Here is a 26,813-nt window from a genome sequence, read left to right on the forward strand (position 1 = left end):
TTCGAAGAGGGGTTCAACTGCCGAGGTGGTCGTCCGGGATGTTCAATTCGATGCCCATCCGTTGACCTTCCCGAAGGATGTGTCGACGCATCTCGGCGCTGGCCTGGGCGCTGTTTTTGCTGCGGATAGCTCGTACGACGGCTTCGTTTTCTTCAAGGCGTTCAGCCAGATGTTCCGGCGAATTGCGCAGCACGTCGGCGCTTTGCTTGAGGGCATTGCTGGTCTGTTGCACCACGCTCTGGAAAATCGGGTTCGAGGTCAGGGTGAACAGCTCCTCGTGGAACGCGATGTAGGCGTTCACGCCGGCCTCGCTGTCGTTGGCCTCAAGGGCTTCGCGCATGTCCATCAGGGTCAGACGCAGTTGCCCGACTTCCTTGCTGCTGATGGACTGCGCCACCAGGCCGACGATGAACGGTTCGAGGGTGTAGCGCAGTTGCAGCAAGTCTTCCAGGCTGGCCCCGGCTACCGCGCTCTCGTGGCTTTGGCTGTCGCTGAGATTGGCTTCCAGCACCACCACGCCTTTACCCGGCATGGAGCGCACCAGCCCGAGGGTTTCCAGCACGATGACCGCTTCGCGCAGGCTCGGGCGGCTGATGCCCAGTTGTTCGGCCAGTTCACGCTGGCCCGGCAGCATTTCGCCGGAGCGCCACTGACCGCGGGCCAGCGCGGCCCGAAGCTTTTCTACGACTGAATTTACAACGGTTGACGAGGTAATCACTGTTCGCTCCATGAGCATCCATAACGATTGATAACCGTACCTGCCCTTGGGCAGGCACGGCGATTATTCAAAACTCCTGCTGGTGCGCCGGGGCAACCGGTTTTCTCGGTTGGAAGGTATAACCCTGCTGGCCGGACAGCACCTTGTTTGCGCGTTGGATATCGATGTCTTTTTCCCAACGGGCGATGGCCACGGTGGCGACGCAGTTGCCGATCAGGTTGGTCAGAGCCCGGCCGATGCCCATGAACCAGTCCACCGCCAATACAAGCACCAGGCCGACCACCGGAATCGCCGGGATCGCCGTCAGTGTCGCGGCGAGAATCACCAGTGCTGAGCCGGGAATCCCGTGGGCACCTTTGGAGGTGATCAGCGACACCAGCAGAATTGTCAGCAGGTCAGTCATGGCCAGCGGCGTGCCGGTGGCGTTGGCGATGAACACAATGGCCAGGGTCAGGTAGATCGAAAAGCCATCAAGGTTGAACGAGTACCCGGTCGGAATCACCAGCCCGACCGTGGAGCTGCCGATGCCCAGATGCTCAAGCTTGCGCATGATTTGTGGCAGCACGGCGTCAGAGGAGGCGGTGCCCATGACGATCATCAGTTCTTCGCGCAGGTACTTGAGCAACGGCCACATCTTCAGGCCCGAAAGGCGCATCACCAAGCCAAGAATCAATGTCACAAACGCCACACAGGTCAGATAAAACAGGCCGACCAGATTGCCCAAGTGTTGCAGCGAGTCCAGGCCATACTTACTGGTGGTGAAGGCAATGGCGCCGAATACGCCGATTGGTGCCAGGCGCACAATCATGCCCATGATGCGGAAGATCACGTGGCTCAGCTCATTGATCAACCGGGAAATACCCGACGCTGCTTCGCCCACCAGGTTCAGCGCACTGCCGAACAGCACCGAAAACAGCAGGACTTGCAGAATATTGTTCTCTGCGAAGGCGCCGATCACCGAAGTCGGAATCAGGCCCATCAGGAACTGAGTGGTGGTGTGCATGTGCTGACCGCGCTGGGCGATGTCGCCCATATCGGCGGCGGAGAGCTGGTCCAGATGAATGTTCGCGCCACTGCCGATGCCGGTAGTGAAAGCAAACACCAGGCCGATCACCAAGGCGATGGTGGTCAGGATTTCAAAGTAGATCACCGATTTAAGGCCGATGCGTCCGACCTTCTTCAGGTCGCCGGCACCGCTGATGCCACTGACCACCACGCAGAACACGATCAAGCCAATGAGCATCTTGATCAGTTTGATGAAACCGTCGCCGAGTGGTTTGAGCTGGGCGGAGTATTCAGGAAGGGTCAGCCCGCAGACGATGCCGAGCACCAGTCCGAGAACCACTTGGAGGAAGATTGAACGCGAGCACCATCTGAGCATGGGAGGAATCCTGGTCGGTGTCCTGGTTGCCGTGCGCTTCGCGCATCAGATTCAGGACTTAATTATTGTGGTCTTACCGGTATGTCCAGTGCAGGCGCAGTCTACGCTGGGTTTTTTTAGGATTACAAGTGGAAATAGCAAAATTGGCATGACCGGTCTGACCAGTGGTGCCGCTCCCGTTCAAGATCAAAAGATCGCAGCCTTCGGCAGCTCACAGAAACCGTCTACACCCGTGGTTTCGCGAATGTACGCAACCTCTGGTAGGAGCTGCCGAAGGCTGCGATCTTTTGATCTTTATGGCGGACGAAAAAAACCGGCCATCACTGACCGGTTTTTTCATTACTGCGGTTTGCGGGGCAATTAAGCGCCGTATACCGGCAGCTTTTTGCAGATAGCCTTGACCTTCTCACGAACGGCGTCGATCACCGCTTCGTTGGAAAGATCTGCCAGGATGTCGCAGATCCAGCCGGCCAGCTCTTTGCACTCTGCTTCCTTGAAGCCGCGAGTGGTCACAGCCGGGGTACCGAAACGCAGACCGGAGGTGACGAACGGGGAGCGTGGATCGTTCGGTACCGAGTTCTTGTTCACGGTGATGAACGCTTTGCCCAGTGCGGCGTCGGCGTCTTTACCGGAGATTTCCTGCTTGATCAGCGACAGCAGGAACAGGTGGTTCTGAGTACCGCCGGACACCACGTCGAAACCGCGCTCGATGAATACGCCGGCCATGGCCTGGGCGTTTTTCACCACTTGTTGCTGGTAGGTCTTGAACTCCGGCTGCAGCGCTTCCTTGAAGCAGATCGCCTTGGCAGCGATCACGTGCTCCAGCGGGCCGCCCTGGGCGCCTGGGAATACCGCGGAGTTCAGCTTCTTCTCGATGTCGGCGTTGGCGCGAGCCAGAATCAGGCCGCCACGTGGACCGCGCAGGGTCTTGTGCGTGGTGGTGGTCACGACGTCAGCGAATGGAACCGGGTTCGGGTAGACGCCAGCGGCGACCAGACCGGCCACGTGAGCCATATCGACGAACAGATAAGCGCCAACTTTGTCAGCGATTTCGCGGAAACGCGGGAAGTCGAGGATCTGCGAGTAGGCAGAGAAACCGGCCACGATCATTTTTGGCTTGTGCTCAACCGCCAGACGCTCGACTTCGTCGTAGTCGATCAGGCCGTTGGCATCGATACCGTACTGAACAGCGTTGTACAGCTTGCCGGAGGACGAAACGCTGGCACCGTGGGTCAGGTGACCGCCGTGGGCCAGGCTCATGCCCAGAATGGTGTCGCCCGCTTGCAGCAGGGCCAGGTAAACGGCGCTGTTGGCTTGGGAACCGGCGTGTGGCTGAACGTTGGCGTAATCGGCGCCGAACAGTTCTTTGGCACGATCAATTGCAAGCTGCTCGACGATGTCGACGAACTCGCAACCACCGTAGTAGCGCTTGCCCGGATAACCTTCGGCGTACTTGTTGGTCAGTACCGAGCCTTGAGCTTCCATCACCGCAGGGCTGGTGTAGTTTTCCGAAGCGATCAGCTCGATGTGTTCTTCCTGGCGCTGAGCTTCTTGCTCCATGGCGGCAAAAAGGTCGGCGTCGTACTTGGCAATAGTCAAATCACGGCTGAACATGGCGGTCCTCAAGGATCGGGGCAGAAAAGGGAGGCATTCTAACCCAATGGGTTTTAGATGGCATATGAAAGGACATCATGTCGCAGACAAGTGGTGTTCATGCGCAGGATTTGCGGTGTCTGGGCAGGCCCCTTCGCGGGCAAGCCTCGCTCCTACAGACGGTGATATCCGTAGGAGCGAGGCTTGCCCGCGAAGGGGCCGCCAGCCTCACTACAAGAGTCAGTCAAACATGAAGAGGGCATCATTGCTGAACTGCGCCTCGAACCGGCTCGCTGGCATCGGTCGTCCAAACAGATATCCCTGAACCTCATCGCAACCATGCTCACGCAGGAAGTCGAGTTGCTCGTGGGTTTCCACGCCTTCGGCGATCACCGCCAGATTGAGGCTGTGGGCCATGGCGATGATCGCCCGGGCAATTTGCGCATCCTGTTCGCCCGAGGGCAGGCCATCGACGAAGGTGCGGTCGATTTTCAGCACGTCGATCGGGAATTGCTTGAGGTAGTTGAGCGATGAATAACCGGTGCCGAAGTCGTCGACCGCAATGCTCAGGCCGAGGTTTTTCAACCCGGCGAGGATCTGCATCGCCTCGCTGACTTCGCGCATCAGGATACTTTCGGTCAGTTCCAGCTCCAGGCATGCCGGCGGCAGGCCGGTTTCATTGAGGATGGTGGCGATCCGCGTGCCGAGCTGCCCGTCGGAGAACTGTCGGGCCGAAATATTCACCGAGACCTTCGGCACCCGCACTTTGGCTTGATGCCAGGTCTTGAGCTGACGGCAGGCTTCGCTGATCACCCAGTCGCCGACATCCACCACCAGCCCGAGCTCCTCGAGTACCGGAATGAAATCCCCCGGCGGCACCAGACCGCGTCGCGGATGGCGCCAGCGCAGCAGGGCTTCGGCGCCGGTCAGGCGTTTGCCGTCGCCGCTGAATTGCGGCTGGTAGTACAGCACAAATTCGTTTTGCTCCAGGGCATGGCGCAAGTCGCTTTCCAGCTCCAGACGCTCCAGGGCGCTGGCGTTCATGTCGGCCTGATAGAACTGGAAGTTGTTCTTGCCACGCTCCTTGGCGTGGTACATCGCGGTGTCGGCATTCTTCATCAGCTGACTGAGTTCGCTGCCGTCCTGAGGGCTCAGGGCGATGCCGATACTGGCAGTGACAAAGAACTCGCGGCCTTCCAGCACGAACGGTTTTACCAGGCTGGCAAGGATCTGTTCGGCCACATGAATCGCCCGGTTCAGCGCGATCTCCCGGTTGACCCGCGGTTGCAGCAGCAACGTGAACTCATCGCCGCCCATGCGCGCCACGGTGTCGTCATCGTCGACGCAACCGAGCAGGCGTGTGGCCATTTCCTTGAGCATGCGGTCGCCGGCGGCGTGGCCCAGGGAGTCGTTGATCGGTTTGAAACGGTCGAGGTCGAGGAACATCAGCACCACCCAGGACTTCTGCCGTTCAGCCGATTGCAGCGCGGTGTGCAAGCGATCCTGGAACAGCGTGCGGTTGGGCAGGTGGGTCAGAGCGTCGTAATAGGCGAGGCGGTGAATCCGTTGCTCACTGGCCTTGCGCTCGCTGATGTCGCTGAAGAAACACACGTAGCTGGCCAGGTCGCCTTCATCGTCGAGCACCGCGGTAATCCCGACCCATGCCGGGTAATGCTCGCCGTTGCGTCGCTTGAGCCAGACTTCGCCTTCCCACGTGCTGTGCTGATGCAATTGCTTGAGCACATAGCGCAGATGGGCTTCCTGCTGCTCATCGACAGTGAGCATGTTCGGCAACTGGTCGAGGACCTGGGCCACCGCATAGCCGCTGACGCGACTGAAAGCCTCGTTGGCCTGGACGATGTAGCCCGCCGGGTCAGTGATCAGAATCGCCGAGGTCGAGTGCTCGAATACCGTGGCCGCCATGCGCAGGTCTTTTTCGGCACGACGTTGCTGGCTGATGTCGCGACCGACCCCGAGCACGCCTTCGAAGGCGCCGTGTTCGTCCCAGACCAGCACCAGACGCAACTCGATGGGGATCTTGCGCCCGTCGGCCCGCAGGCAGTCGAACAGAAACAGCTGGGTCTGTACCTGACTGCGCAGCAACGCCAGTTGTTCGGGTTTATCCAGCGCTTTGCTGACCCGGTCCATCAGGCTGTAAATGCCAGTCAGTTGTTGCGGGTTGGCGATGGTCGATTGCCAGCCGTTCTGGAATATCCAGTCGGCGTCAAAGCCCAGCACGGCTTGCACCGAGGGGCTGACATAGTTGAGCGACATCTTGTTGTCGGTGGAGAAAATCACGTCGCTGATGCTTTCGGCGAGCATCCGGTAACGCTGTTCGCTGTCGCGCAGGGACTCACTGGCTTCGATCTGTTCGGTGATGTCCTTGGCCACGCCGATGATGCGCGTGACCTGATCGTGTTTGTCCCGCGCCAAGGCCTGTTCGCGAATATCGAAACGCCGCCATTTGCCATCACGATGGCGGAAACGCAGCAGGCATTGCATCAGTTGGGTGTAACCTGCGTGACGTTGCGACTGGCGTGACCGGTGGTAGTAGTCGGCATCTTCGGGGTGCAAGAGGATTTCCCAGAAGTACTCGCCCATCTGGTGCAGCTCGGTGCGGTTGTAACCCAGCGTTTGCCCCAGGTGATGGTTGCTGAAGATCATCCGCTGGCTGATCACATCCTGCACATACAGATGATCCGGTACGGTGCGCACCACGTCGGACCAGAACCCTTCACGCTCCAGCAGCGACAACTCGATGAGCTTGCGACTGGTGATGTCGCTGATGCTCAGGATTACCGCTTTGTAGTCGGCCTGATCTTCCGGCAGACGCAGCACCAGCCACAAATGCTGGTCGCGGCCGTTGGCGTCCTGGAGTTTGATTTCCAGCTCAAGCTGTTTCTGCTGGTGCAGCACCGCTTCGAGCACTTGATTGCCGATGGCCGTGCAGTTCAAGGGGCAGCCATCGATCAGCAGTTTCCAGGCCTGCTCGCAGGAATTGACATTGAGCAGCTGCAGGGCGACCTGGTTGACCTCGGTGATGCGCAGTTCCTGCAACAGTTCCTGGCGTTGTTCCGGTATCTCGAGCCAGGCTTTCAACTGCCCGCTGCTGTTGAGTTGAGCGTTGTCGAAAACACTTTTGAGCCCGGACAGGTCGAGTACGCACAGCGCAACGCCGGTGCCTTCGAAAATGTCTTGATAGCGTCGGCGGCCTTCATGCAGTTGGCGTTGACGGCGACGAATGTTCAGCAGAACGATGAACGGCAGCAGGGAGAAGGCCAAGCCCAGCAGGCATTTGCCGATGAACGCCGGCAGTAGTTGTTCGAGCACCCGTTGGCGGTCGAACAGCCCGCGCAATTGCCAGTCGCTGCTGCTCAGAGGGACTGTCAGCACGCTGTTGGCCAGTTCGTCGGCTGTCAACACGGCGGGCTTGGCCGAGGGCTGGGCGTCATCACGGCTGATGATTTGATGATTGAGGCGGTTTTCCACCAGCCACAGGGGGCGGATGCCGACGTCGCCCTGTTTGGTCAGTGAGGAAAAAAACGTCGGTGTCAGACGCAGAGCCCAATAACCGCGGCGGCTGCCGCTGGCCTGATGCAGGAGCAGGTGCACCACCGAACCGTCGTCGGCATTACTGAAATAGTGGGCCTGGGCGCGGCTGCGCTGAACCAGTTCGCTGAGGTAATTGGCGTCCTGGCTGTCGACGGCACTGTCGCTGAGAATTTTCCCGGAGGGACTGAGCAGCGCCAGGCTGCGCAGGTCGGGCAGCGATTGTTGCAGTTTGCGCAGCAACACCTGCTGTTCGTCGGCGCTTTGCGGTTGTTCGATGATCGGTAGCAGATTGAGGGCGATCTGGGCATTGAGCGCCATGTTGAGGCTGACTTGCGCAGCCAGGTCGGCGGAGTAGTCGATGGTGTACTGGCGCTGGTTTTTCTGGGTTTCGCGAAGCTGATCCAGCAGCTGCCAGAACAGCAGTGCGAGCAGCAACAGCACGAGGGTCGCCAGCGCGCCCTTCAAGGTTCCGCGCAGGGGCGAGCCGGTCGCAGGATTGAGTGCGCTCACGGACGATGGCGGAGAGACATTAGACAAACTGTAATCCTGCGGTTTGGCTGGACTGACGCGACGTGCACTATAAGCCGGACGCCCGAAGGGCGGCTAGCATGCCTTGAGTTGTGGCGAAGTGCCAGCCCCTGCTCGGCTGGACTGCCTTCTATCAATAAGGTAGCTTTGCCGGTTACGCGGGAGCGTTCCAGCTCCTAGAATCAGGTTTTTTCAGCGCGCACGCTTTGATACCCATCAAACGAACGACGCGCATGGCCTGGCCGGGCATTGCCTGCGCTCCAATCATTCATCAGTCACTGACCCAAGGTTCTCCATGGCTCAATACGTCTTCACCATGCATCGGCTGGGCAAAGTTGTTCCGCCGAAGCGGGAAATCCTGAAAAACATTTCGCTGTCGTTCTTCCCTGGCGCCAAAATCGGCGTACTCGGTCTCAACGGTTCGGGTAAATCTACGCTGCTGAAAATCATGGCTGGCGTCGACACCGAGTTCGAGGGCGAAGCCCGTCCAATGCCGGAGCTGAACATCGGCTACCTGCCACAGGAACCGATCCTGGACCCGACCAAGACCGTGCGTGAAGTGGTCGAGGAAGCGGTCAGCGTAATCAAGGACGCTCAGGCGCGCCTGGACGAGGTTTACGCGGCCTACGCTGAACCGGATGCAGACTTCGACAAACTGGCGGCAGAACAGGCCAAGCTTGAAGCCATCCTGCAAGCCAGCGACGGCCACAACCTGGATCGCCAACTGGAAGTCGCCGCCGATGCGCTGCGTCTGCCAGCGTGGGATGCCAAGGTCGAATTCCTGTCCGGTGGTGAAAAACGTCGTGTGGCCCTGTGCCGTCTGTTGCTGTCCGCACCAGACATGCTGCTGCTCGACGAACCGACCAACCACCTGGACGCCGATTCCGTCGCCTGGCTGGAACACTTCCTGCACGATTTCCCAGGCACCGTGGTTGCGATCACGCACGACCGTTACTTCCTGGACAACGTCGCCGGCTGGATCCTCGAGCTCGACCGCGGCGCCGGTATCCCGTACGAGGGCAACTATTCGGGTTGGCTCGAAGCCAAGTCCGATCGTCTGGCGGCCGAATCCAAGCAGCAGTCGGCTCACGAAAAGGCCATGAAGGAAGAACTGGAGTGGGTGCGCAAAGGCGCCAAGGCCCGCCAGTCCAAATCCAAGGCTCGTCTGCAACGCTTCGAAGAAATGCAATCGCAGGAATTCCAGAAGCGCAGCGAAACCAACGAGATCTACATCCCGGCCGGTCCGCGTCTGGGCGACAAGGTCATCGAGTTCAAGAACGTCAGCAAGGGCTACGGCGATCGCGTGCTGATCGACAACCTGTCGTTCTCCATGCCTAAAGGCGCCATCGTTGGCGTGATCGGCGGTAACGGTGCCGGTAAATCGACTCTGTTCCGTATGCTGATGGGCAAGGAAACACCGGATTCGGGCTCCATCGAAGTCGGCGAAACCGTGCAGCTGGCGTGCGTCGATCAGAGCCGTGAAGACCTGGATGGCAGCAAGACTGTGTTCCAGCAGATCTCCGAGGGTTCCGACCAGATTCGCATCGGCAACTACGAGATCCCGTCGCGCACCTACGTGGGTCGCTTCAACTTCAAGGGTGGCGATCAGCAGAAGTTCGTCAAGGACCTGTCCGGTGGTGAGCGTGGTCGCTTGCACCTGGCCCTGACCCTGAAAGAGGGCGGCAACGTCCTGCTGCTCGACGAACCATCCAACGACCTCGACGTTGAAACCCTGCGTTCCCTGGAAGAAGCCTTGCTGGACTTCCCGGGCGCCGCCATTGTGATCTCTCACGATCGGTGGTTCCTTGACCGCGTCGCGACTCACATCCTGGCGTACGAAGACGACTCGCAAGCGGTGTTCTTCGAAGGCAACTACACCGAGTACGAAGCCGATCGCAAGAAACGCCTCGGCGAAGCGGCTTCCCAGCCACACCGCGTACGGCACAAGAAACTGGCCTGATTTCAGGTTGGTTACATAGAAAACGGAGCCTTCGGGCTCCGTTTTTTTGTTCATCTGTAGGAGCTGTCGAGTGAAACGAGGCTGCGATCTTTTGATCTTCCGCTTGGGATTAGAGTGGGCCTGAAAAGATCGCAGCCTCGTTTCACTCGACAGCTCCTACAGGTGAGATCGCGTTACCCGGCCTCTATGGCCAACACCTCAATCACCAAATCCCCCGCCGGTCGTTTCCACAACACTTCATCGCCCACCTGCGTCCCGAGCAACGCCCGTCCCAGCGGGGAACTCCAATTGATCAAGCCATGGGCGGCATCTGCCTGGTCTTCTCCGACCAATTGCACGCGTTGCTGATGATCGTGTTCGTCGGCAAAGGTCACCCAGTTGCCGATCTGCACTTTATCGGTCGAGGCGGCCTGTGTGACTACTTGGGCGCTTTGCAGGCGCTGTTTGAAGTAGCGCCAGTCGCGATCGAGGTCGGCCTGGCGCTGCTTATCGGCCAGGTCACCTTTGGCGCTTTCCTGATCAAGCAGGCTTTGCAACTCGGCGACTTTCGCCTGAAGCTGCGCCAGACCGGCGGGCGTGACGTAATTGGGCTGCGCGCTGACCTGCCGTTCGACTGGCTGATCGGCTTGCTCGGCAGCGTTATCTTCATTGACGAAGGCGCGGCTCATGCTGTTCTCCCGTTATAGGGTTTGGGCCATGGTCACAGGCTTTAAGTTTTGACGAATGTCTGTAAACGACTTACTGCGAGCGATCGCAACGCCACATCTCGGATTCCTGGACCGTTCAATGGCCTATAAGGGAAGTCTAGAAGTGGATTTGTCGGGTGGGAGTAAAAGAAAGGTCAAAAGATCGCAGCCTGCGGCAGCTCCTACAACAGCGCGGTGACATGCGGTCCTGTAGGAGCTGCCGCAGGCTGCGATCTTTTGCGGTTAAGCGACGATCAATAGTGATACCACTTAACCTCAAGCATCACTTCATTTTCGGGCGACGCCAGGTGGCTGAATTCGCGTTGAGCACTCAGGCGCACGCCCAGATTGCGCGACAGTTCCCATTGCTGATTCAGGCTCACGCTGCGGCGCACTTCGCCATTGGTGAAGTAATCACCCTTGGCTTCCAGACTGAAGTTGCCCAGCGGGTTTTTCCACAGCAGGCCGCTGTTGAAGCCCGCCGCCGGGGCAATGAAGGCCGCGAAGTCGTTGTTATGCTCGACACGCACGGTGCCCAAGGCGAAACCGAGCATGTCCTCACTCAGTTGCCAGGTCCCGCCGCCACCGCCATTGACATGACTGACCAGGGTTTCGTCGTCATGCTTGCCCGGCACGCGCTCCAGGCCGCCGGTGACTTGCCACGACAGCGGCTGCAACAACTCATTGCGAGGCGTCAGCGAACGGATGGTCGCCAGATCCAGTTGCTGCAACTGCCAGTCATTGCCTTCGTATTGGCGCAGCTTCATCTGCAGAATTTCGATCTGCGCGCCGAGGGGGAAGCTTTCCATGTTGTCATTGAGATCGTGATAGGCCATGCGCAGGCCATATTCGCCGAAGGCCTTGTCGCCCCGGGTGCCGATACCGGCCTGCCAGGTGCGGGATTCGTGACCGTCCTCGGGCAAGCCGGGTTGCGGAATCTCCAGCTCAGGCGGCGGGTTTTGATTGATTGCGCGCAGCAATTCGAAACTGCGTTGAGCCCGTTGCGGGTCACGCTCCTGACCGTTGGCGCGATAACGCTCCAGACGATAAGCCGCATCGATGATCAACGCCTGACGGTCCCGAGGTAGAGCCTTGAACGCCGGGGCCTGCAATTGCTTCTGATCGGCGCTGACTTTCAGCACCCACGCCTGCTCTTCGGAGGTTAATGGCTCGGCACGGCTTAGCAGTTCGCGCTCACGGGACGGGCGATACTCGATCGACTCCACCAGCCCGGCTTCTTTCACCGCTTTGACCGTGTCGGTAGGGATCGCGGTCAGGGGGAATTGCTCGGTCAACTGCAGGCTCGGCCGCGCCACTTGCAGCAGTTCAAGCAGGCGGTAGGAGCAGTTTTCGTCGAAGAAGAAGTAGTCGAACTGGATTTGCTTGAGTTCCCAGACGTGTTCGACCATGCGCTCGGTTTCCTGCTGGGTCAGATTCAGGCGGTATTCCCACAGGTCGCGGTTCTCGAGGCTGCGGTATTCCGAGAGCTTTTCCTGATACGGCACCAGCGCGAACAGCCCCGGATAGCCGCCCATCAAGCCTTTCCAGGCGTACAGAATGCTGTTGTCTGAACCTTCGATGTAGGCGCCGAAGTTGATCGCGTAACTGAGCAGCGATGTCTTGTCGCTCTGCACATTGGCCTGATCGATGCGCAGCAAGGTGTGGCCAAACATCGACGATGGGCTGTTCAGGTAGGCTGCCGGGAAAATCATCACCGCGCTGTGGGGCGCAACGTCCTTGAACCATTGCTTGAACTCAGCGCAGTCCGGTGTCGGCAGAGCGCTCAGCGCAAGTTGCGCCTTGAGCCAGCGGGTGCGAGCCGGGTAAACGCATTGAGCATGCTGCTCGCCGGCGCTGGCCGGTGCATACAGTGCCTGCACGGTCGCTGTCAGTTCGCGGTCGGGGTGTTCGTTGCCATCGGGGGCGAGAAAGAATTTCTTGTCGCTGACATAGCTGCGCCAGCCACCGAGCTTGGCGGTTTCGTAATGCCCCAGGGAAATCCAGAAGGGATCGTTGGCCAGTTGCTGCAAACGTTGATTGTCGATATGTGGCGCGGCAGACAGCGGGGCGCAGACACAGAGCGCCAGCCAGGCAAGGCGTTTGAGCATAGTGAGCAACTTAAGCCGAAAGAAACAAAGACCCAAAGGGGCAGGCCAAAAGGGCCAGGTTCAAAAAATAAAACCCGCTCCCAAAGAGAGCGGGCCGGTCGAGCTTAAGCTTGAGTGGCGTACTTGGCCAGACGCGGGTCGCTTTTCAGCACGGCCAGGGTGTTGGTATGCACGTCATCAGCGGTCACGTCAGCTTTGCTGAAGATCTGCTGGAAGTGCTGATGAGTCACAGCGGCGAAGTGCGCACGGTCTTCCGGCGCCACGCCCAGTACCACGGCGTAAGTGGTCAGCGCTTCGCCCTGACCTTTAGCCATGTCTTCGGACAGCTCGTTCATCATGCCATTCATGGTAATCCAGGATTTGCCGCCATAGGTCAGCGACGCATTGGTCGAGCAACCGTTGGTGCCGGAGGTCATACCGAACGTTGCGTTACCGGAAGTGCCGTTGGTGGTGGATGCCAGGAAGTGTGCCGGGGTGCCACGCTGACCTTCGAACAGCATGTTGCCCCAACCACAGTCCGGACCGCCTGGCGCCTGAGCCATGGCGTTGATGGATACAGCGGTGAAGAGAGTACCGAGAAGAATCCGTTTCATAGCTATGTTCTCTTTGTGTGCATACCAATGGACAGGGTGCTGGCCCCTAATGGTGCCAGTGGGCCGGTTATTCGTTCCAGCCGCGCAGTTTGGAGTTTAGGCATGTTCCGGGGGTTCCGTTACTTTTTGCGAAACATTCGTTGAAAACCCTGATTTTGAGCCGCTCGGCCCAAGGCGCAGGATTTGTCTGAGCTTTGGCTTGAGGCGCGCCTTGCCAGTGAGGTACGGGCAGCGCCAGAATGCCGCTATCTGCCCCGCCTGATGTAAGGAAGCCCGATGCCTGATCCTGTTGCTGCCAGCTTGCGTCTAGCGCCCGAAGCGCTGACCCGTCCGTTTTCCGCTGAACAGTTCAGCTTCTCTACCACCAATGATCTGGAGCCCTTCCGCGGTGTGCTTGGCCAGGAACGCGCGGTCGAAGCCTTGCAGTTCGGTGTGGCCATGCCACGCCCCGGTTATAACGTATTCGTCATGGGCGAGCCCGGCACCGGCCGATTTTCGTTCGTCAAGCGCTACCTCAAGGCCGAAGGCAAACGCCTGCAGACCCCGGCGGACTGGGTCTACGTCAATAATTTCGATGAACCGCGCGAGCCTCGTGCATTGGAATTGCCGTCGGGCACCGCCGGTGCCTTCATCGGCGACATCAACGGTTTGATCGACAACCTGCTGGCGACTTTTCCGGCGGTGTTCGAGCACCCGTCCTATCAGCAGAAGAAAAGCGCCATCGACCGCGCTTTCAACCAGCGTTATGACCGTGCACTGGATGTGATCGAGCGTCTGGCGCTGGACAAAGAGGTCGCGCTTTACCGCGACAGCAGCAACATCGCCTTCACCCCGATGAGCGAAGGGAAGGCGCTGGATGAGGCGGAATTCGCCCAGTTGCCGGAAGCCGAGCGCGAACGCTTTCATGACGACATTTCCGGGCTGGAAGAGCGGCTGAACGAAGAACTCGCCAGCCTGCCGCAATGGAAGCGCGAATCGAACAATCAACTGCGGCAGCTCAACGAAGAAACCATCACCCTGGCCTTGCAGCCATTGCTCGCGCCGCTGTCGGAAAAGTACGCGGAAAACGCAGGTGTTTGCGGTTACCTGCAAGCGATGCAGGTTTACCTGCTCAAGACGGTGGTCGAGCAACTGGTGGACGACAGCAAGACCGACGCCATCGCCCGCAAAATGCTCGAAGAGCAATACGCCCCGAGCCTGGTGGTCGGTCATCCTCTCAATGGCGGCGCGCCCGTGGTGTTCGAGCCGCACCCGACTTACGACAACCTGTTTGGCCGCATCGAATACAGCACCGATCAGGGGGCGCTCTACACCACCTATCGGCAGCTGCGACCGGGTGCGCTGCACCGGGCCAACGGCGGTTTTCTGATCCTCGAAGCGGAAAAAATGCTCAGCGAGCCGTTCGTGTGGGATGCGCTGAAGCGCGCCCTGCAATCGCGCAAGCTGAAAATGGAATCGCCTCTGGGTGAGTTGGGCCGTCTGGCCACCGTGACACTGACACCGCAACACATTCCGTTGCAGGTCAAAGTCGTCATCATCGGCGCCCGGCAGCTGTATTACACGCTGCAAGACCTCGATCCGGACTTCCAGGAGATGTTCCGTGTCCTGGTGGATTTCGACGAAGACATCCCGATGGTCGACGAGAGCCTTGAGCAGTTCGCCCAGTTGCTCAAAACCCGTACCTCGGAAGAAGGCATGGCGCCGCTGACCGCCGATGCGGTGGCGCGTCTGGCGACTTACAGCGCGCGTCTGGCCGAACACCAGGGGCGTTTGTCGGCGCGGATCGGCGATTTGTTCCAGCTGGTCAGCGAGGCGGATTTCATTCGCGACCTGGCGGGCGACGACATGACCGATGCCGGGCACATCGAGCGTGCGCTCAAGGCCAAGGCCACCCGTACCGGGCGCGTTTCGGCGCGGATTCTCGATGACATGCTGGCGGGGATCATTCTGATCGACACCGATGGCGCGGCTGTCGGCAAGTGCAACGGGCTGACGGTGCTGGAAGTCGGTGATTCGGCCTTCGGGGTGCCGGCGCGGATTTCCGCCACGGTTTATCCGGGCGGCAGCGGCATCGTCGACATTGAGCGCGAGGTCAACCTCGGCCAGCCGATCCACTCCAAAGGCGTGATGATCCTCACCGGGTATCTGGGCAGCCGTTATGCCCAGGAATTCCCGCTGGCGATTTCCGCGAGCATCGCCCTGGAGCAGTCCTACGGTTATGTCGACGGCGACAGCGCGTCTCTTGGCGAAGCGTGCACGCTGATCTCGGCCTTGTCGAAAACCCCGCTCAAGCAGTGCTTTGCGATTACCGGCTCGATCAACCAGTTCGGTGAAGTGCAGGCGGTGGGTGGGGTCAACGAGAAGATCGAAGGTTTCTTCCGACTCTGCGAGGCTCGTGGTCTGACCGGTGAGCAAGGGGCGATTATTCCTCAGGCCAACGTCGCCACGCTGATGCTCGACGAGAAGGTGCTGGCGGCGGTGCGCGCGGGGCAGTTCCATGTCTACGCGGTGCGTCAGGCTGACGAGGCCCTGAGCCTGTTGGTCGGCGAGCCGGCCGGTGCGCCGGATGAGAATGGCGCATTCCCGGAAGGCAGCATCAACGCGCGGGTGGTGGAACGCTTGCGGGTGATTGCGGAAATGATCAGCGAGGAAGACCTCAAGGAAGCCGAAAAAGAGTTGGCGCAGGCAGCCTTGCTGGAAGCCAAACCGGCCTGACGTAACCCCCCTGTGGGAGCGGGCTTGCTCGCGAAGACTGACTGACATTCAACATTAATGTCGACTGTTATGCCGCCTTCGCGAGCAAGCCCGCTCCCACAGGGTTTTGTGTTCAATGCAAAATAAAAAGCGCCGTCAAAATGGCGTCAATATTCACTCGGCGACCACTCGGCACCTTCTGGTTTCGGTTCGCGTACGAGCCAGACTTTTCTTCTATTATCTGCTCAAGGATATCGACAGTAATCACTGGATCGAGACAGCCTTCCCGTGGAGGCTGAAGACCGGATCTACCGAGGGTCGCCGCCATGTCGCGCAACCTCTGCCTCACCCGTCAATGCCTGGGCCTTGTGACTCGTATCGAATGTGCTATCCGCCCGCTGGCGGGAGATACGGGCATGTGGACCTTGCTCTTCGCCGCCGGAATGGCCGGCGAGCAACCTTCCGCCATCAAAGCTCAAGGCCCGTTCCGTGGGCCGGTCGTGGCTGAATCGATCCTCGACACCATCGTTGAAAGTCTGACCTTGCATGGCTACGAGCTGGCCGACGACCCGCAAATCTGGTGCCTGCATCTGCAAGCCCAGTTGCGAGAGATCAATGGTGGTCGTTACCGCAACCTTAGCGGTCCCGAGTTTCGGCCCGAGCACTGAACAGACTATTGATCAAGGCTGCCTGGCTCGGCCTTGTCGAGTTTGACCTCAAACCCGTATTGCACGGTGGTGAGGTTGGTTCGCTGATAAGTTTCCAGACGTGTGGGCTGGCCATAGAAGTAATGCACTGCAAATAACGCCGGGCCTTGCGCGCTCGCGTCGTGACTGACCGAAAGAATCTCTTTCAAGTAATTGCCGCTGTCGTCCTTGGCGAAAAAGCGCCAGTCCTGGGCGGGAAACAGCTTCAGATCAACCACCAACGCATTCCCTTTGAACTCCAGGCCTTTGGGCAACTGGCGGGCGTCGTATATTTGCTTGTCGATAGTCGCCAGGAAGTGCGGCATGGAGCCCACAGCGTAGGCCGGAATTTGGGGAAACAGGTTCAGATCATAGGTGATTTCACCGCGTATCGGATCGACCTGATACGCCTCCGGCGGCAGCTCGATCGGCCCATCGCGCTGGCCATTTCGGTCTTGGGTAAAGAACGTCACCGGGCTTTCGCCGGGATTGAAGGAGGTGCCAAGCAATTCGTCATTGAAGCTTCTGGGGTGATTGAATTCGATGCGCGCGGCACTCGGGTCATCCACCGACTGACTGATGCTGATGCTCTTTTTCAGTTGTTCTTCGGTCAACGTTGCGCCCTTGAGCCAAATCGCAGCCTGGTCGTCATACACCACCACTGGCAAGGTCAGTGGCTGGATGGTTTTTTCCGTGGTGTGCGGGTCGAAGCGGCGTATTGGCAGGTCCAGTTCCTTGCGGGTCACCGTGACCGCCGAGAAGTCCAGCAGGCTGGCCTCGACCGTGTCGATCGGGCCATTGAAGTAGACCTTGGTGTAATGCCGGGTTTGTTGCTTTTCAAACGCACGCTGCTCGTTATCGAGCTGTTTTTCGAACGCTTCGCTCCAGGCCTTCTGCTGTTGCATTTTTGTCAGTTGTTTCTGATAAAACGCAATTTGCGCGGCGGTTTCGTTGATCGCACCTGAGCGAGAAAGGAATTGCCCGGTGGCGTCCCTGGCCTGAACGATCAGTGGGGCGAGCGATGTGTCACGTATCTCGGGGGCCAGCGGCGCGCTGTTACTGAATTCGATTTCGGCGTAGTTATTGCCCAGTTTCAATAAAGTGACACTGAGATTGTCGTTGGTGCGAGTCTGGCCGACGTCCTTTTTCGTCAGGTTGAAGCTGTAGAGCCGGCGCGGTGCGATGACCTCCACCTTGCCTTGCAGGTTCACCGGTTGTGGTTGGCTCTTCTTGTCCACATCCAGGCCTTCGATGAAGGGGTAGGTCACCGTCAAATCATCGGGGTTGCTCAGGTTGGAGCTCGACGGGCTCAGCTGAATGCCGGGTTCGGTTTCCGACCATTCCGGCTGGAACGCGATGACGCGCTTGTTGCTCAGGGTCACCGATTGCCATTCCAGGCCATGAGGAAAAAGGAACGCGCCCGGAATGTTGAAGTTGAAGGGGAATACCGGTTGCAAGTCGGTCAGGTAATCCGAGCTGGATTCCTTGTGCAGCACGAACAGACCATTGATGTAGGTGTCGACCAGCGCCTGGAGCGTGGGGTAGTGCTTGAGCACGGCGAGGGCGTCCTCGCCGTATTCGGTGACCACTGGTTTGGTGTCGAGCTTGAGTTGCGCACGCTCGAGTAACAACAGCGAACCACCGAGCTCGGCCACGGCATTCTTGAGCTTGGGGTCCTCGATCATTTCCAGGGATTGTTCGAACTGTGCGATCTTTTCTTCGAGGCTGACCTGACGTTTCTCATCGCTGGGTGAGCAGCCTCCGAGCAGTAACGTGAGGCAAAGTCCGGCACTCGTTAACGGCAATCGCACATCCATTTCCAGTCTTCCTGTCCGACGTCGCTGACCTGTCAATCATCTGGACACTAGCAGAAAAACTTTGTCACACACACGCAGGTTGCGGATTTTCCGGCGGTTTCTGGGTGTAACAGGTGGCTGTTATACTCGCCGCCATTTCCAACCGCTTGTGTGAGATTCAATGGAACGCTTTATCGAAAATGCAATGTACGCCTCCCGCTGGTTACTGGCGCCGATCTACTTCGGTTTGTCCCTGGGTTTGCTGGCGTTGGCACTGAAATTCTTCCAGGAAGTCTTCCACGTCATCCCTAATGTGTTCTCGATGGCCGAGTCGGATCTGATTCTGGTCCTGCTGTCGCTGATTGACATGGCGCTGGTGGGCGGTTTGCTGGTGATGGTGATGATCTCTGGTTACGAGAACTTCGTTTCCCAGCTGGATATCGACGACAGCAAGGAAAAGCTCAACTGGTTGGGCACCATGGATTCATCTTCGTTGAAGATGAAGGTCGCGGCGTCCATTGTGGCGATTTCGTCCATTCACCTGCTACGGATCTTCATGGACGCCAAGAACGTCGATCCCGAGCATTTGAAGTGGTACGTGGTCATCCACATGACCTTCGTGGTCTCGGCATTCGCCATGGGCTATCTGGATAAACTGACCAAGCACTGATCTGCATAGCACTTGTAGGAGCGAGGCTTGCCCGCGAAGAGGTCGTGTCAGTCGACATAAGTGTTGTCTGTTACACCGCCTTCGCGGGCAAGCCTCGCTCCTACAAGAAGAGGTATGAAACAGACGGGCGGTGTCGTTTGTGGCTTGTACTTTGGCCCGTCGAGGCATATCCATGTAGGGATCCTGGCTCGCCACTGTGTGAGGTGCGCTCATGAACCTGCAAGAGTTGAATGCGTATGCCGTCGCCGGAAAGGTCGATGAGCTGAACCTGATCTCGGTGGACGGCGTGAGCTATGTGCTGGAGGCTCGGATGCATGGCGCGGCCTATCCATTGCGCGATGCCCACGGCGAGATATTGCATCTGCGCTCGGTCGAGCATGCGCGTGACCTGCTTCATGCCTTTCCCAAGCTGTCGTTCAACGTTGTGCATGCCTCGGTTCATGACGAAATGTGCGGTGCCAGCATCGAGGAAAGCCCGAAAGTACCGATTACCTTCCGTTCTGCGTAACAGCTGACGCCGCTCAAACGTGACGGCATCTGTGCTAGTCTGCTCGCCCTTTTGATTCCGGGCGCTCCGGGATACGCTGTGCACGCACGGCAAGTTCCAGGGCCGTCCGCACAGCGGAGCAGTGTCATGTCCGAAGTAAATCTGTCCACCGACGAAACCCGCGTCAGCTACGGTATCGGCCGTCAGTTGGGCGACCAGCTGCGTGATAACCCGCCACCGGGCGTTAGCCTGGACGCGATCCTGGCTGGCCTGACCGATGCCTTCGCTGGCAAGGAAAGCCGTGTTGGCCAGGAAGAAATGTCCGCCAGCTTCAAGGTGATCCGCGAAATCATGCAAGCCGAAGCTGCAGCCAAGGCTGAAGCCGCTGCTGGCGAAGGCTTGGCTTTCCTGGCTGAAAACGCCAAGCGCGAAGGCATCACCACGCTGGCTTCGGGCTTGCAATTCGAAGTGCTGGCTCAAGGTGAAGGCGCCAAGCCGACCCGTGAAGATCAAGTGCGCACTCACTACCACGGCACCTTGATCGACGGTACTGTGTTCGACAGCTCCTACGATCGCGGTCAGCCTGCAGAATTCCCGGTAGGCGGCGTCATCGCTGGCTGGACCGAAGCCCTGCAACTGATGAACGCCGGCAGCAAATGGCGTCTGTACGTGCCGAGCGAACTGGCTTACGGCGCTCAAGGCGTTGGCAGCATTCCGCCGCACAGCGTACTGGTATTCGACGTCGAACTGCTCGACGTTCTGTAAACCGGTAAGCCTTTGATCCTGTAGGAGCGAGGCTTGCCCGCGAAAGCATCAACTCGGTTTCGAACTCAAACCGAGTCGCCTGCTTCGCGAGCAAGCTTCGCTCCTACAGAGGCTTTCAGCGTTACTCATAGTTCGATCTTGTGATGCAGCTCATTCGTCGGGCGCAATGCCCGGGCATAGCAGAACAGAAACAGATTGCGCACCAGTTCCTTGAGCACCACCGGCTCGCTGGAACTCAGGCCGTTGACGTCCAGATCACCCTGATCCTGCAGTTCGTTCAAGGCTTCTTCTTCAAGTACCGCACAGACTTCCCCGGTTTCCCGATGCAGGATTCTGAGGTAGGGCTGTGGGCGGTCCAGCCAGGCATCGATCAAATAAGTCATGAGTCTCATCTCCATTGATGGGTTTCAATGAGAATAATTCTTATTCGTCAAATAGCAAGGGTCTATTGGCGGTTTGTGTTTTTTTCTGTGGGGAAATTGCTGAACGTCAAAACGACTGGCGTTTGGCTACTGCGCGGGAATGCTGGGTGATGCGGGGCAGGGCGAAGCACCATCCCACGCCAGGCGCGGGATGGAATACAGCAGATTCAGACTTTTCTGACGAACTCGGATTTGAGTTTCATCGGGCCAATGCCATCGATCTTGCAGTCGATGTCGTGGTCGCCATCGCACAGGCGGATGTTCTTGACCTTGGTGCCGACCTTGACCACCAGCGACGTGCCTTTGACCTTGAGGTCCTTGATCACGGTGATGGTATCGCCGTCCTGCAGGACATTGCCGACCGAATCCTTTTTCACGGTGTCATCGGAGGCCGCTTCGGCTTCGCCACTGGCGGACCACTCGTGGGCGCACTCCGGGCAGATCAGTTGCGCGCCGTCTTCATAGGTGTATTCGGAATTGCATTTCGGGCAGGGTGGCAACGTGCTCACTAAAGCTCCTTGGATTCAGGATGGCTAAAAAGCGCACATTATATAGGGTTTATACAGGGGAGGGGCGACACATCATTTTGTAGGAGCGAGGCTTGCCCGCGAATGCGGTGTGTCAGTCACATCGGTGTCGACTGGTAGATCGCATTCGCGGGCAAGCCTCGCTCCTACAGGGCGCGCGCTAGTTAGTGCGTGCGGGCGACCGCAAACTCGCTCAATTCCACCAGCGCGTCGCGATATTCGCTGGCAGGCAGGGCGTCGAGGCATTTGATCGCACGGGCCACGTAGTCGCGGGCCAGTTGCGCGGTGTAATCCAGCGAGCCGGAAGCTTCAACGGCTTCGCGAATGCTTTCCAGATCTTCGATGCCACCTTTCTGGATCGCCCGGCGAACCAGTGCGGCCTGCTCCGGAGTACCTTCGCGCATGGTGTAGATCAGCGGCAGCGTCGGTTTGCCTTCGGCCAGATCGTCACCGACGTTCTTGCCCAGGGTTTCGGCGTCGCCACGGTAATCCAGCAGGTCGTCGACCAATTGGAACGCCACCCCCAGGTGATCGCCAAAGGTGCGCAGTGCTTCGCTCTGTTCCGGCGTGGCACCGGCCAGGGCCGCGGCACTGTGGGTCGAGGCTTCGAAGAGCATCGCGGTTTTGCCGCGGATGACTTCCATATAGGTTTCTTCAGTGGTGCTGGCGTCGCGGACCTTCGACAGCTGCAATACTTCGCCTTCAGCGATGATGCGCGTGGCTTGCGAAAGGATCTTCATCACCGGCATGGAGCCCAGTTCGACCATCATTTCGAAGGAGCGCGAATACAGGAAGTCGCCCACCAGCACGCTCGGCGCGTTGCCCCACATGGCGTTGGCGGTCGAGCGGCCACGGCGCATGCCGGACATGTCGACGACGTCGTCGTGCAGCAGGGTGGCGGTGTGCAGGAATTCGATGGTCGCGGCCAGCAGGCGCAGGTCATCGCCTTCGCGGCCGAGTGCCTTGCCGCACAGCAGCACGAGCAACGGGCGCAGGCGTTTACCGCCAGCCGAGGTAATGTAGTCGCCGATTTTCGATACCAGCGGCACTCGGGAAGTCAGCTGTTTCTTGATGATGCCGTCGACGGCGCTAAAATCGTCCGCCACCGCGCGGTAGAAAGCTTGGGGTTGCATCAGCGACAGTTGCTCCAGAAGGGTTGCGCGGCATGCTAGGACCCACGTCGGCGGGTGTCAAGGCACGATAGACGACCACTTGCAACGCTCAAGCAGCTTGCGTACAATCGCGCACCCTGAACTTCCTGGGCAGCACCTGCCTTACGCAATTGCAAACAGGCCTTCCAGCCTTATGCAGCCATGCCAGCCAATACCTCTTCTTATAAAGAGCTGGGTGAGCAGGATTATCGGAGAAATACCATGTCTTATGCAGTAATCGTTACTGGTGGCAAGCAGTACAAAGTTGCTCCAGGTGAATACCTGAAGATCGAAAAACTGGAAATCGCTACCGGCGAATCCGTTACTTTTGATCGCGTTCTGTTGGTTGCCAATGGCGACGACGTGAATATCGGCGCTCCAGTTGTTCCTGGCGCTACCGTTGTGGCTGAAGTGATCTCCCAAGGTCGTCACGATAAAGTCCGCATCATCAAGTTCCGTCGTCGTAAGCACCACATGAAGCGTATGGGCCACCGCCAGTGGTACACCGAGATCAAAATCACCGGTATTCAGGCTTAATTTCAGCCTAATTCCTCACTAGGAGAATTGAACTCATGGCACACAAAAAAGCTGGTGGTAGTACCCGTAACGGTCGCGACTCAGAAGCCAAACGCCTTGGCGTGAAGATGTATGGCGGCCAGGTTATCATTCCGGGCAACATCATCGTGCGTCAGCGCGGCACCCAATTCCACGCTGGCTACGGCGTTGGCATGGGCAAAGATCACACTCTGTTCGCTAAAATCGACGGCGTGATCAAGTTCGAAGTAAAAGGCGCCTTCGGTCGTCGTTACGTAAGCATTGTTCCGAAGACTGACGTCGTCGCGGCATAATTACGTAGTTGCTGGAAAAGCCCTGTCTTGCGACGGGGCTTTTTCGTTTGTGGGGTGAGTCTCTTGCAAAGCTGTTTGTGATGGGCTCCAGCGCTGTATTGGCGGTCGTTGATTGAGGTCGCTGCGCTCATTTTTGCAAGAGTCTTATGTCTAGGTTTTTTCGGCTCGTCCGTATGGCGAGAGGCGTTTTGTTATGAAGTTTGTTGATGAAGTATCGATTCGAGTAAAGGCCGGGGACGGCGGCAACGGTTGCATGAGCTTCCGTCGCGAAAAATTCATTGAAAACGGCGGCCCGAACGGCGGTGACGGTGGTGATGGTGGCTCGGTCTACATGGTTGCCGACGAAAACCTGAACACCCTGGTGGACTACCGTTACACCCGGCACTTCGATGCCGAGCGCGGTTCCAACGGCGGCAGCACTGACTGCACCGGCAAGAAAGGTGAGGAGTTAGTGCTGCGCGTTCCGGTGGGCACTACCGTCATCGATTCCGCGACTCAGGAAGTGATCGGCGACCTGACCAAGGCTGGCCAGCGTCTGCTGGTGGCTCATGGCGGCTGGCACGGTCTGGGTAACACCCGATTCAAATCCAGTACCAACCGGGCACCGCGCCAGACCACGCCGGGCAAGCCGGGTGAGCAGCGTGACCTGAAACTGGAAATGAAGGTGTTGGCGGACGTCGGTCTGCTGGGTTTGCCGAACGCCGGCAAAAGTACCTTCATTCGCTCGGTATCGGCCGCCAAGCCGAAAGTCGCCGACTACCCGTTCACCACTCTGGTGCCGAACCTGGGTGTGGTCAGCGTCGATCGCTGGAAAAGTTTCGTGGTGGCGGACATTCCTGGCCTGATCGAAGGTGCTTCCGACGGCGCGGGCCTGGGGATTCGCTTCCTCAAGCATTTGTCGCGTACCCGTCTGCTGCTGCACCTCGTCGACATGGCGCCGCTGGATGAGACTAGTGCTCCGGATGCCGCTGAAGTAATCGTCAGCGAGCTGACCAAGTTCAGTCCGTCTCTGGCTGAGCGTGATCGCTGGCTGGTGCTGAACAAATGCGACCAGATCCTTGAAGAAGAGCACGACGCTCGCGTCAAGGAAATCGTTGATCGTCTGGAGTGGACCGGTCCGGTCTACGTAATCTCCGCGATCGCCAAGCAAGGCACCGAGCGTCTTTGCCATGACATCATGCGTTACCTGGAAGATCGTGCTGATCGTCTGGCTAACGACCCGGCCTACAAGGAAGAACTGGCCGAGCTCGATCAGCGCATCGAAGACGAAGCGCGCGCCCAGTTGCAGGCGCTGGACGATCAGCGTGCCCTGCGTCGCAGTGGCGTGAAGTCGGTCCATGACATCGGTGACGACGATTGGGACGAAGAAGATGTGGATGACGAAGACGGTCCGGAAATCATTTACGTGCGTGACTGATTCGTTGCGATAAACTTAAGCGCCGCTCACTAGAGCGGCGTTTTAGTATCTGGAAATCGGTAGTCACGAATAACGTCATGGGCAGCGCTGGGTCGTGCTGTCCTCAAGCTAAGGTTGAAGATGATGCGGAGCAAGGTGACAGGTGCGCAGCGTTGGGTCGTGAAGATCGGCAGCGCTTTGCTGACGGCGGACGGCAAAGGCCTGGATCGCGCGGCAATGGGGGTCTGGGTCGAGCAGATGGTTGCCCTGCACGAGGCGGGTGTTGAGCTGGTGCTGGTGTCCTCTGGGGCAGTGGCGGCGGGCATGAGTCGTCTGGGCTGGACCGTACGACCCAGTGCAATGCACGAGTTGCAGGCGGCTGCCGCCATCGGTCAGATGGGGTTGGTGCAGGCCTGGGAGTCGAGCTTCGCCGAGCATGGCCGGCATACCGCGCAGATTCTCCTGACGCACGACGATTTGTCCGACCGCAAGCGCTACCTGAACGCTCGCAGTACGCTGCGCGCGCTGGTCGAGCTCAAGGTGATCCCGGTGATCAACGAGAACGACACCGTGGTCACTGACGAAATCCGTTTCGGCGACAACGATACTCTCGCGGCGCTGGTAGCGAACCTGGTCGAAGCCGATTTGCTGGTGATCCTCACTGATCGCGACGGTATGTTCGATGCCGATCCACGCAATAACCCTGACGCCAAGCTGATTTATGAGGCGCGCGCCGATGATCCGGCGCTGGATGCGGTGGCTGGCAGTACGGGCGGTGCGCTGGGTCGTGGCGGTATGCAGACCAAGTTGCGCGCTGCGCGTCTGGCGGCGCGTTCCGGTGCGCACACCATCATTGTCGGTGGGCGTATTGAGCGGGTGCTGGATCGTCTCAAGGCGGGCGAACGCATCGGCACCTTGTTGTCGCCAGAGCGCGGCATGCTGGCGGCGCGCAAGCAATGGCTGGCCGGGCATCTGCAAACCCGCGGCACGCTGGTGCTGGACGCGGGTGCGGTGACGGCGTTGTCCCAGGGCAACAAAAGTTTGCTGCCGGTGGGCGTCAAACTGGTCCAGGGCAGTTTCCGCCGTGGCGAAATGGTGGTCTGCGTGGCGCCGGACGGTCGTGAAATCGCCCGTGGCCTGGCTAACTACAGTGCTCTGGAAGCACAAAAAATCATCGGTCAGTCGTCTGAGGCGATTGTCGGTCTGTTGGGTTACATGGCGGAGCCGGAACTGGTTCACCGCGATAACCTGATTCTGGTCTGAAGGAATACCTGAATGCGTGTGGCAAAAGGATTATTGGGCTTGTTGTTGGTGATGCCGCTGCTGGCATCGGCCGATGAAATTGGCCAGGTGTCGACGGTGTTCAAATTTGTTGGCCCCAACGACCGTATCGTTGTCGAGGCGTTTGATGATCCGAAAGTGGAAGGCGTGACCTGCTACCTGTCGCGCGCCAAGACCGGCGGCGTAAAGGGTGGGTTGGGTCTGGCCGAGGATCGCGCAGAGGCCTCTATCGCGTGCCGTCAGGTCGGGCCGATCAACTTCAAGGGTGAGCTCAAGGATGGCGAGGAGGTGTTCAAGGAGCGCACGTCCTTGGTGTTCAAGACCATGCAGGTGGTGCGATTCCTCGATGAGAAGCGCAATACCTTGGTGTATCTGGTTTATAGCGATCGTTTGATCGAAGGCAGTCCGCAGAATGCGGTGACGGCGATTCCGATCCTGCCGTGGACTCAGCAGTGATCTGAAGATCGCTTTCGCGGGCAAGCCTCGCTCCTACAGATTGTGTGGGGCCTGTAGGAGCGAGGCTTGCCCGCGAAGGCGTCAGATCTGGCGCAGCATCTCTCCGATGCAGACATAAACCGCAGGCAATAAAAAACCGACCCTGAGGTCGGTTTTTTAATGAGCGTGTCGCTTAGGCAGCAGCGGCAACGTTCAGGGCCTTTACGTGGCCATTCAGGCGGCTCTTATGGCGAGCAGCTTTGTTCTTGTGGATGATGCCTTTATCGGCCATACGGTCGATAACTGGCACAGCCAGAACGTAAGCAGCTTGAGCTTTTTCAGCGTCTTTTGCGTCGATGGCCTTAACTACATTCTTGATGTAGGTACGAACCATGGAACGCAGGCTGGCGTTGTGGCTGCGACGCTTCTCAGCCTGTTTTGCACGTTTTTTGGCGGAAGGTGTGTTGGCCACCGTCGAGCTCCTCGAAAGACTTTTTAGGAAATAGCAAACAAAATAGGCCGCGAATCATGCCGAT

Annotated in this window: 23 protein-coding genes; 11 read left to right on the forward strand and 12 right to left on the reverse strand. The window is 58.6% G+C overall.

What is annotated here, in order from left to right; all coding sequences use genetic code 11:
• Window positions 1-13: 13 nt before the first annotated feature.
• The 4 genes from NHU87_RS11525 to NHU87_RS11540 form a co-directional block, all read right to left on the reverse strand.
• The gene (locus tag NHU87_RS11525; protein ID WP_253548361.1) at window positions 14-718 is read right to left on the reverse strand and encodes a FadR/GntR family transcriptional regulator; all 705 of its coding nucleotides are present in this window, start codon (window positions 716-718) and stop codon (window positions 14-16) included.
• Window positions 719-785: 67 nt separating this feature from the next.
• Window positions 786-2,099, reverse strand: a complete 1,314-nt coding sequence (locus NHU87_RS11530; protein ID WP_253548363.1) for a C4-dicarboxylate transporter DctA — start codon at window positions 2,097-2,099, stop codon at window positions 786-788.
• Between the two features lie 360 nt (window positions 2,100-2,459).
• Window positions 2,460-3,713: a serine hydroxymethyltransferase gene (gene glyA, locus NHU87_RS11535; RefSeq protein ID WP_253548365.1), complete on the reverse strand. Its 1,254-nt coding sequence runs from the start codon at window positions 3,711-3,713 to the stop codon at window positions 2,460-2,462.
• Between the two features lie 219 nt (window positions 3,714-3,932).
• Window positions 3,933-7,781, reverse strand: coding sequence for a sensor domain-containing protein (locus tag NHU87_RS11540; protein ID WP_253548367.1), 3,849 nt, complete (start codon window positions 7,779-7,781; stop codon window positions 3,933-3,935).
• A gap of 286 nt (window positions 7,782-8,067) precedes the next feature.
• Here NHU87_RS11540 and ettA point away from each other — a divergent pair, with 286 nt between their 5' ends.
• Window positions 8,068-9,732, forward strand: coding sequence for an energy-dependent translational throttle protein EttA (ettA, locus tag NHU87_RS11545; protein ID WP_253548369.1), 1,665 nt, complete (start codon window positions 8,068-8,070; stop codon window positions 9,730-9,732).
• A gap of 173 nt (window positions 9,733-9,905) precedes the next feature.
• Here the strand turns inward: ettA and NHU87_RS11550 are convergent, their stop codons facing one another.
• The 3 genes from NHU87_RS11550 to NHU87_RS11560 all read right to left on the reverse strand — a co-directional run bounded on the left by NHU87_RS11550 (window position 9,906) and on the right by NHU87_RS11560 (window position 13,119).
• Window positions 9,906-10,400: a GreA/GreB family elongation factor gene (locus NHU87_RS11550; RefSeq protein WP_253548371.1), complete on the reverse strand. Its 495-nt coding sequence runs from the start codon at window positions 10,398-10,400 to the stop codon at window positions 9,906-9,908.
• A 272-nt stretch (window positions 10,401-10,672) separates the two neighbouring features.
• Window positions 10,673-12,526, reverse strand: a complete 1,854-nt coding sequence (locus NHU87_RS11555) for an Lnb N-terminal periplasmic domain-containing protein (RefSeq protein ID WP_253548373.1) — start codon at window positions 12,524-12,526, stop codon at window positions 10,673-10,675.
• A 104-nt stretch (window positions 12,527-12,630) separates the two neighbouring features.
• Window positions 12,631-13,119, reverse strand: a complete 489-nt coding sequence (locus NHU87_RS11560; protein ID WP_253548375.1) for a DUF3015 domain-containing protein — start codon at window positions 13,117-13,119, stop codon at window positions 12,631-12,633.
• A gap of 276 nt (window positions 13,120-13,395) precedes the next feature.
• Here NHU87_RS11560 and NHU87_RS11565 point away from each other — a divergent pair, with 276 nt between their 5' ends.
• Together NHU87_RS11565 and NHU87_RS11570 are read left to right on the forward strand one after the other, a co-directional pair.
• Window positions 13,396-15,834, forward strand: a complete 2,439-nt coding sequence (locus NHU87_RS11565; protein WP_253548377.1) for a Lon protease family protein — start codon at window positions 13,396-13,398, stop codon at window positions 15,832-15,834.
• Window positions 15,835-16,139: 305 nt separating this feature from the next.
• A complete protein-coding gene (locus NHU87_RS11570; protein WP_007901845.1) occupies window positions 16,140-16,481 on the forward strand; it encodes a hypothetical protein in 342 nt (113 codons plus the stop codon).
• Window positions 16,482-16,486: 5 nt separating this feature from the next.
• Here NHU87_RS11570 and NHU87_RS11575 read toward each other — a convergent pair whose 3' ends face one another.
• Complete coding sequence (locus NHU87_RS11575) at window positions 16,487-18,316, reverse strand: hypothetical protein (protein ID WP_253548379.1); 1,830 nt, start codon at window positions 18,314-18,316, stop codon at window positions 16,487-16,489.
• A 160-nt stretch (window positions 18,317-18,476) separates the two neighbouring features.
• On the opposite strand from NHU87_RS11575, the gene NHU87_RS11580 reads away from it, so the two are divergent.
• The 3 genes from NHU87_RS11580 to NHU87_RS11590 all read left to right on the forward strand — a co-directional run bounded on the left by NHU87_RS11580 (window position 18,477) and on the right by NHU87_RS11590 (window position 20,217).
• Complete coding sequence (locus NHU87_RS11580) at window positions 18,477-18,965, forward strand: TIGR00645 family protein (protein ID WP_007901849.1); 489 nt, start codon at window positions 18,477-18,479, stop codon at window positions 18,963-18,965.
• Window positions 18,966-19,176: 211 nt separating this feature from the next.
• Window positions 19,177-19,473 carry a DUF6482 family protein gene (locus NHU87_RS11585; protein ID WP_253548381.1) on the forward strand — a complete coding sequence of 99 codons (297 nt, stop codon included), beginning with the start codon at window positions 19,177-19,179 and terminating at the stop codon, window positions 19,471-19,473.
• 126 nt (window positions 19,474-19,599) lie between these two features.
• Window positions 19,600-20,217: an FKBP-type peptidyl-prolyl cis-trans isomerase gene (locus NHU87_RS11590; protein WP_253548383.1), complete on the forward strand. Its 618-nt coding sequence runs from the start codon at window positions 19,600-19,602 to the stop codon at window positions 20,215-20,217.
• A 125-nt stretch (window positions 20,218-20,342) separates the two neighbouring features.
• On the opposite strand, the gene NHU87_RS11595 is transcribed toward NHU87_RS11590, so the two are convergent.
• The 3 genes from NHU87_RS11595 to NHU87_RS11605 all read right to left on the reverse strand — a co-directional run bounded on the left by NHU87_RS11595 (window position 20,343) and on the right by NHU87_RS11605 (window position 22,299).
• Window positions 20,343-20,600 (reverse strand): PA4570 family protein, encoded by a 258-nt coding sequence (locus NHU87_RS11595; RefSeq protein ID WP_253548385.1) that lies wholly within the window; start codon window positions 20,598-20,600, stop codon window positions 20,343-20,345.
• A gap of 206 nt (window positions 20,601-20,806) precedes the next feature.
• On the reverse strand, window positions 20,807-21,148 hold the full coding sequence (locus tag NHU87_RS11600; RefSeq protein ID WP_010467527.1) for a zinc ribbon domain-containing protein YjdM: 342 nt from the start codon (window positions 21,146-21,148) through the stop codon (window positions 20,807-20,809).
• 182 nt (window positions 21,149-21,330) lie between these two features.
• Window positions 21,331-22,299, reverse strand: a complete 969-nt coding sequence (locus NHU87_RS11605) for a polyprenyl synthetase family protein (protein WP_253548386.1) — start codon at window positions 22,297-22,299, stop codon at window positions 21,331-21,333.
• A 240-nt stretch (window positions 22,300-22,539) separates the two neighbouring features.
• Between NHU87_RS11605 and rplU the strand changes: the two genes are divergently transcribed.
• The 5 genes from rplU (at window position 22,540) to NHU87_RS11630 (ending at window position 26,298) form a co-directional block, all read left to right on the forward strand.
• Window positions 22,540-22,854: a 50S ribosomal protein L21 gene (gene rplU / locus NHU87_RS11610; RefSeq protein WP_007901869.1), complete on the forward strand. Its 315-nt coding sequence runs from the start codon at window positions 22,540-22,542 to the stop codon at window positions 22,852-22,854.
• 35 nt (window positions 22,855-22,889) lie between these two features.
• A complete protein-coding gene (gene rpmA / locus NHU87_RS11615) occupies window positions 22,890-23,165 on the forward strand; it encodes a 50S ribosomal protein L27 (RefSeq protein WP_007901871.1) in 276 nt (91 codons plus the stop codon).
• Between the two features lie 193 nt (window positions 23,166-23,358).
• A complete protein-coding gene (gene cgtA, locus NHU87_RS11620) occupies window positions 23,359-24,582 on the forward strand; it encodes an Obg family GTPase CgtA (protein ID WP_253548388.1) in 1,224 nt (407 codons plus the stop codon).
• Window positions 24,583-24,705: 123 nt separating this feature from the next.
• Window positions 24,706-25,824 carry a glutamate 5-kinase gene (gene proB / locus NHU87_RS11625; RefSeq protein WP_038981484.1) on the forward strand — a complete coding sequence of 373 codons (1,119 nt, stop codon included), beginning with the start codon at window positions 24,706-24,708 and terminating at the stop codon, window positions 25,822-25,824.
• Window positions 25,825-25,836: 12 nt separating this feature from the next.
• The gene (locus tag NHU87_RS11630) at window positions 25,837-26,298 is read left to right on the forward strand and encodes a CreA family protein (RefSeq protein ID WP_253548390.1); all 462 of its coding nucleotides are present in this window, start codon (window positions 25,837-25,839) and stop codon (window positions 26,296-26,298) included.
• Window positions 26,299-26,470: 172 nt separating this feature from the next.
• On the opposite strand, the gene rpsT is transcribed toward NHU87_RS11630, so the two are convergent.
• A complete protein-coding gene (gene rpsT / locus NHU87_RS11635) occupies window positions 26,471-26,749 on the reverse strand; it encodes a 30S ribosomal protein S20 (RefSeq protein ID WP_003185593.1) in 279 nt (92 codons plus the stop codon).
• Window positions 26,750-26,813: the final 64 nt, after the last annotated feature.

The sequence above is a fragment of the Pseudomonas mandelii genome (assembly GCF_024138395.1).
Taxonomy (GTDB): Bacteria; Pseudomonadota; Gammaproteobacteria; order Pseudomonadales; family Pseudomonadaceae; genus Aquipseudomonas; species Aquipseudomonas mandelii_E.

Coding starts and splice junctions, on each gene's coding strand:
- cgtA (WP_253548388.1), top strand. CDS start 23,359: ATGAAGTTTGTTGATGAAGTATCGATTCGAGTAAAGGCCGGGGACGGC.
- rplU (WP_007901869.1), top strand. CDS start 22,540: ATGTCTTATGCAGTAATCGTTACTGGTGGCAAGCAGTACAAAGTTGCT.
- NHU87_RS11560 (WP_253548375.1), bottom strand. CDS start 13,119: ATGAAACGGATTCTTCTCGGTACTCTCTTCACCGCTGTATCCATCAAC.
- rpmA (WP_007901871.1), top strand. CDS start 22,890: ATGGCACACAAAAAAGCTGGTGGTAGTACCCGTAACGGTCGCGACTCA.
- NHU87_RS11585 (WP_253548381.1), top strand. CDS start 19,177: ATGAACCTGCAAGAGTTGAATGCGTATGCCGTCGCCGGAAAGGTCGAT.
- NHU87_RS11575 (WP_253548379.1), bottom strand. CDS start 18,316: ATGGATGTGCGATTGCCGTTAACGAGTGCCGGACTTTGCCTCACGTTA.
- NHU87_RS11580 (WP_007901849.1), top strand. CDS start 18,477: ATGGAACGCTTTATCGAAAATGCAATGTACGCCTCCCGCTGGTTACTG.
- NHU87_RS11590 (WP_253548383.1), top strand. CDS start 19,600: ATGTCCGAAGTAAATCTGTCCACCGACGAAACCCGCGTCAGCTACGGT.
- NHU87_RS11630 (WP_253548390.1), top strand. CDS start 25,837: ATGCGTGTGGCAAAAGGATTATTGGGCTTGTTGTTGGTGATGCCGCTG.
- NHU87_RS11555 (WP_253548373.1), bottom strand. CDS start 12,526: ATGCTCAAACGCCTTGCCTGGCTGGCGCTCTGTGTCTGCGCCCCGCTG.
- proB (WP_038981484.1), top strand. CDS start 24,706: ATGCGGAGCAAGGTGACAGGTGCGCAGCGTTGGGTCGTGAAGATCGGC.
- NHU87_RS11595 (WP_253548385.1), bottom strand. CDS start 20,600: ATGACTTATTTGATCGATGCCTGGCTGGACCGCCCACAGCCCTACCTC.
- NHU87_RS11550 (WP_253548371.1), bottom strand. CDS start 10,400: ATGAGCCGCGCCTTCGTCAATGAAGATAACGCTGCCGAGCAAGCCGAT.
- NHU87_RS11570 (WP_007901845.1), top strand. CDS start 16,140: ATGTCGCGCAACCTCTGCCTCACCCGTCAATGCCTGGGCCTTGTGACT.
- glyA (WP_253548365.1), bottom strand. CDS start 3,713: ATGTTCAGCCGTGATTTGACTATTGCCAAGTACGACGCCGACCTTTTT.
- NHU87_RS11605 (WP_253548386.1), bottom strand. CDS start 22,299: ATGCAACCCCAAGCTTTCTACCGCGCGGTGGCGGACGATTTTAGCGCC.
- NHU87_RS11530 (WP_253548363.1), bottom strand. CDS start 2,099: ATGCTCAGATGGTGCTCGCGTTCAATCTTCCTCCAAGTGGTTCTCGGA.
- NHU87_RS11565 (WP_253548377.1), top strand. CDS start 13,396: ATGCCTGATCCTGTTGCTGCCAGCTTGCGTCTAGCGCCCGAAGCGCTG.
- ettA (WP_253548369.1), top strand. CDS start 8,068: ATGGCTCAATACGTCTTCACCATGCATCGGCTGGGCAAAGTTGTTCCG.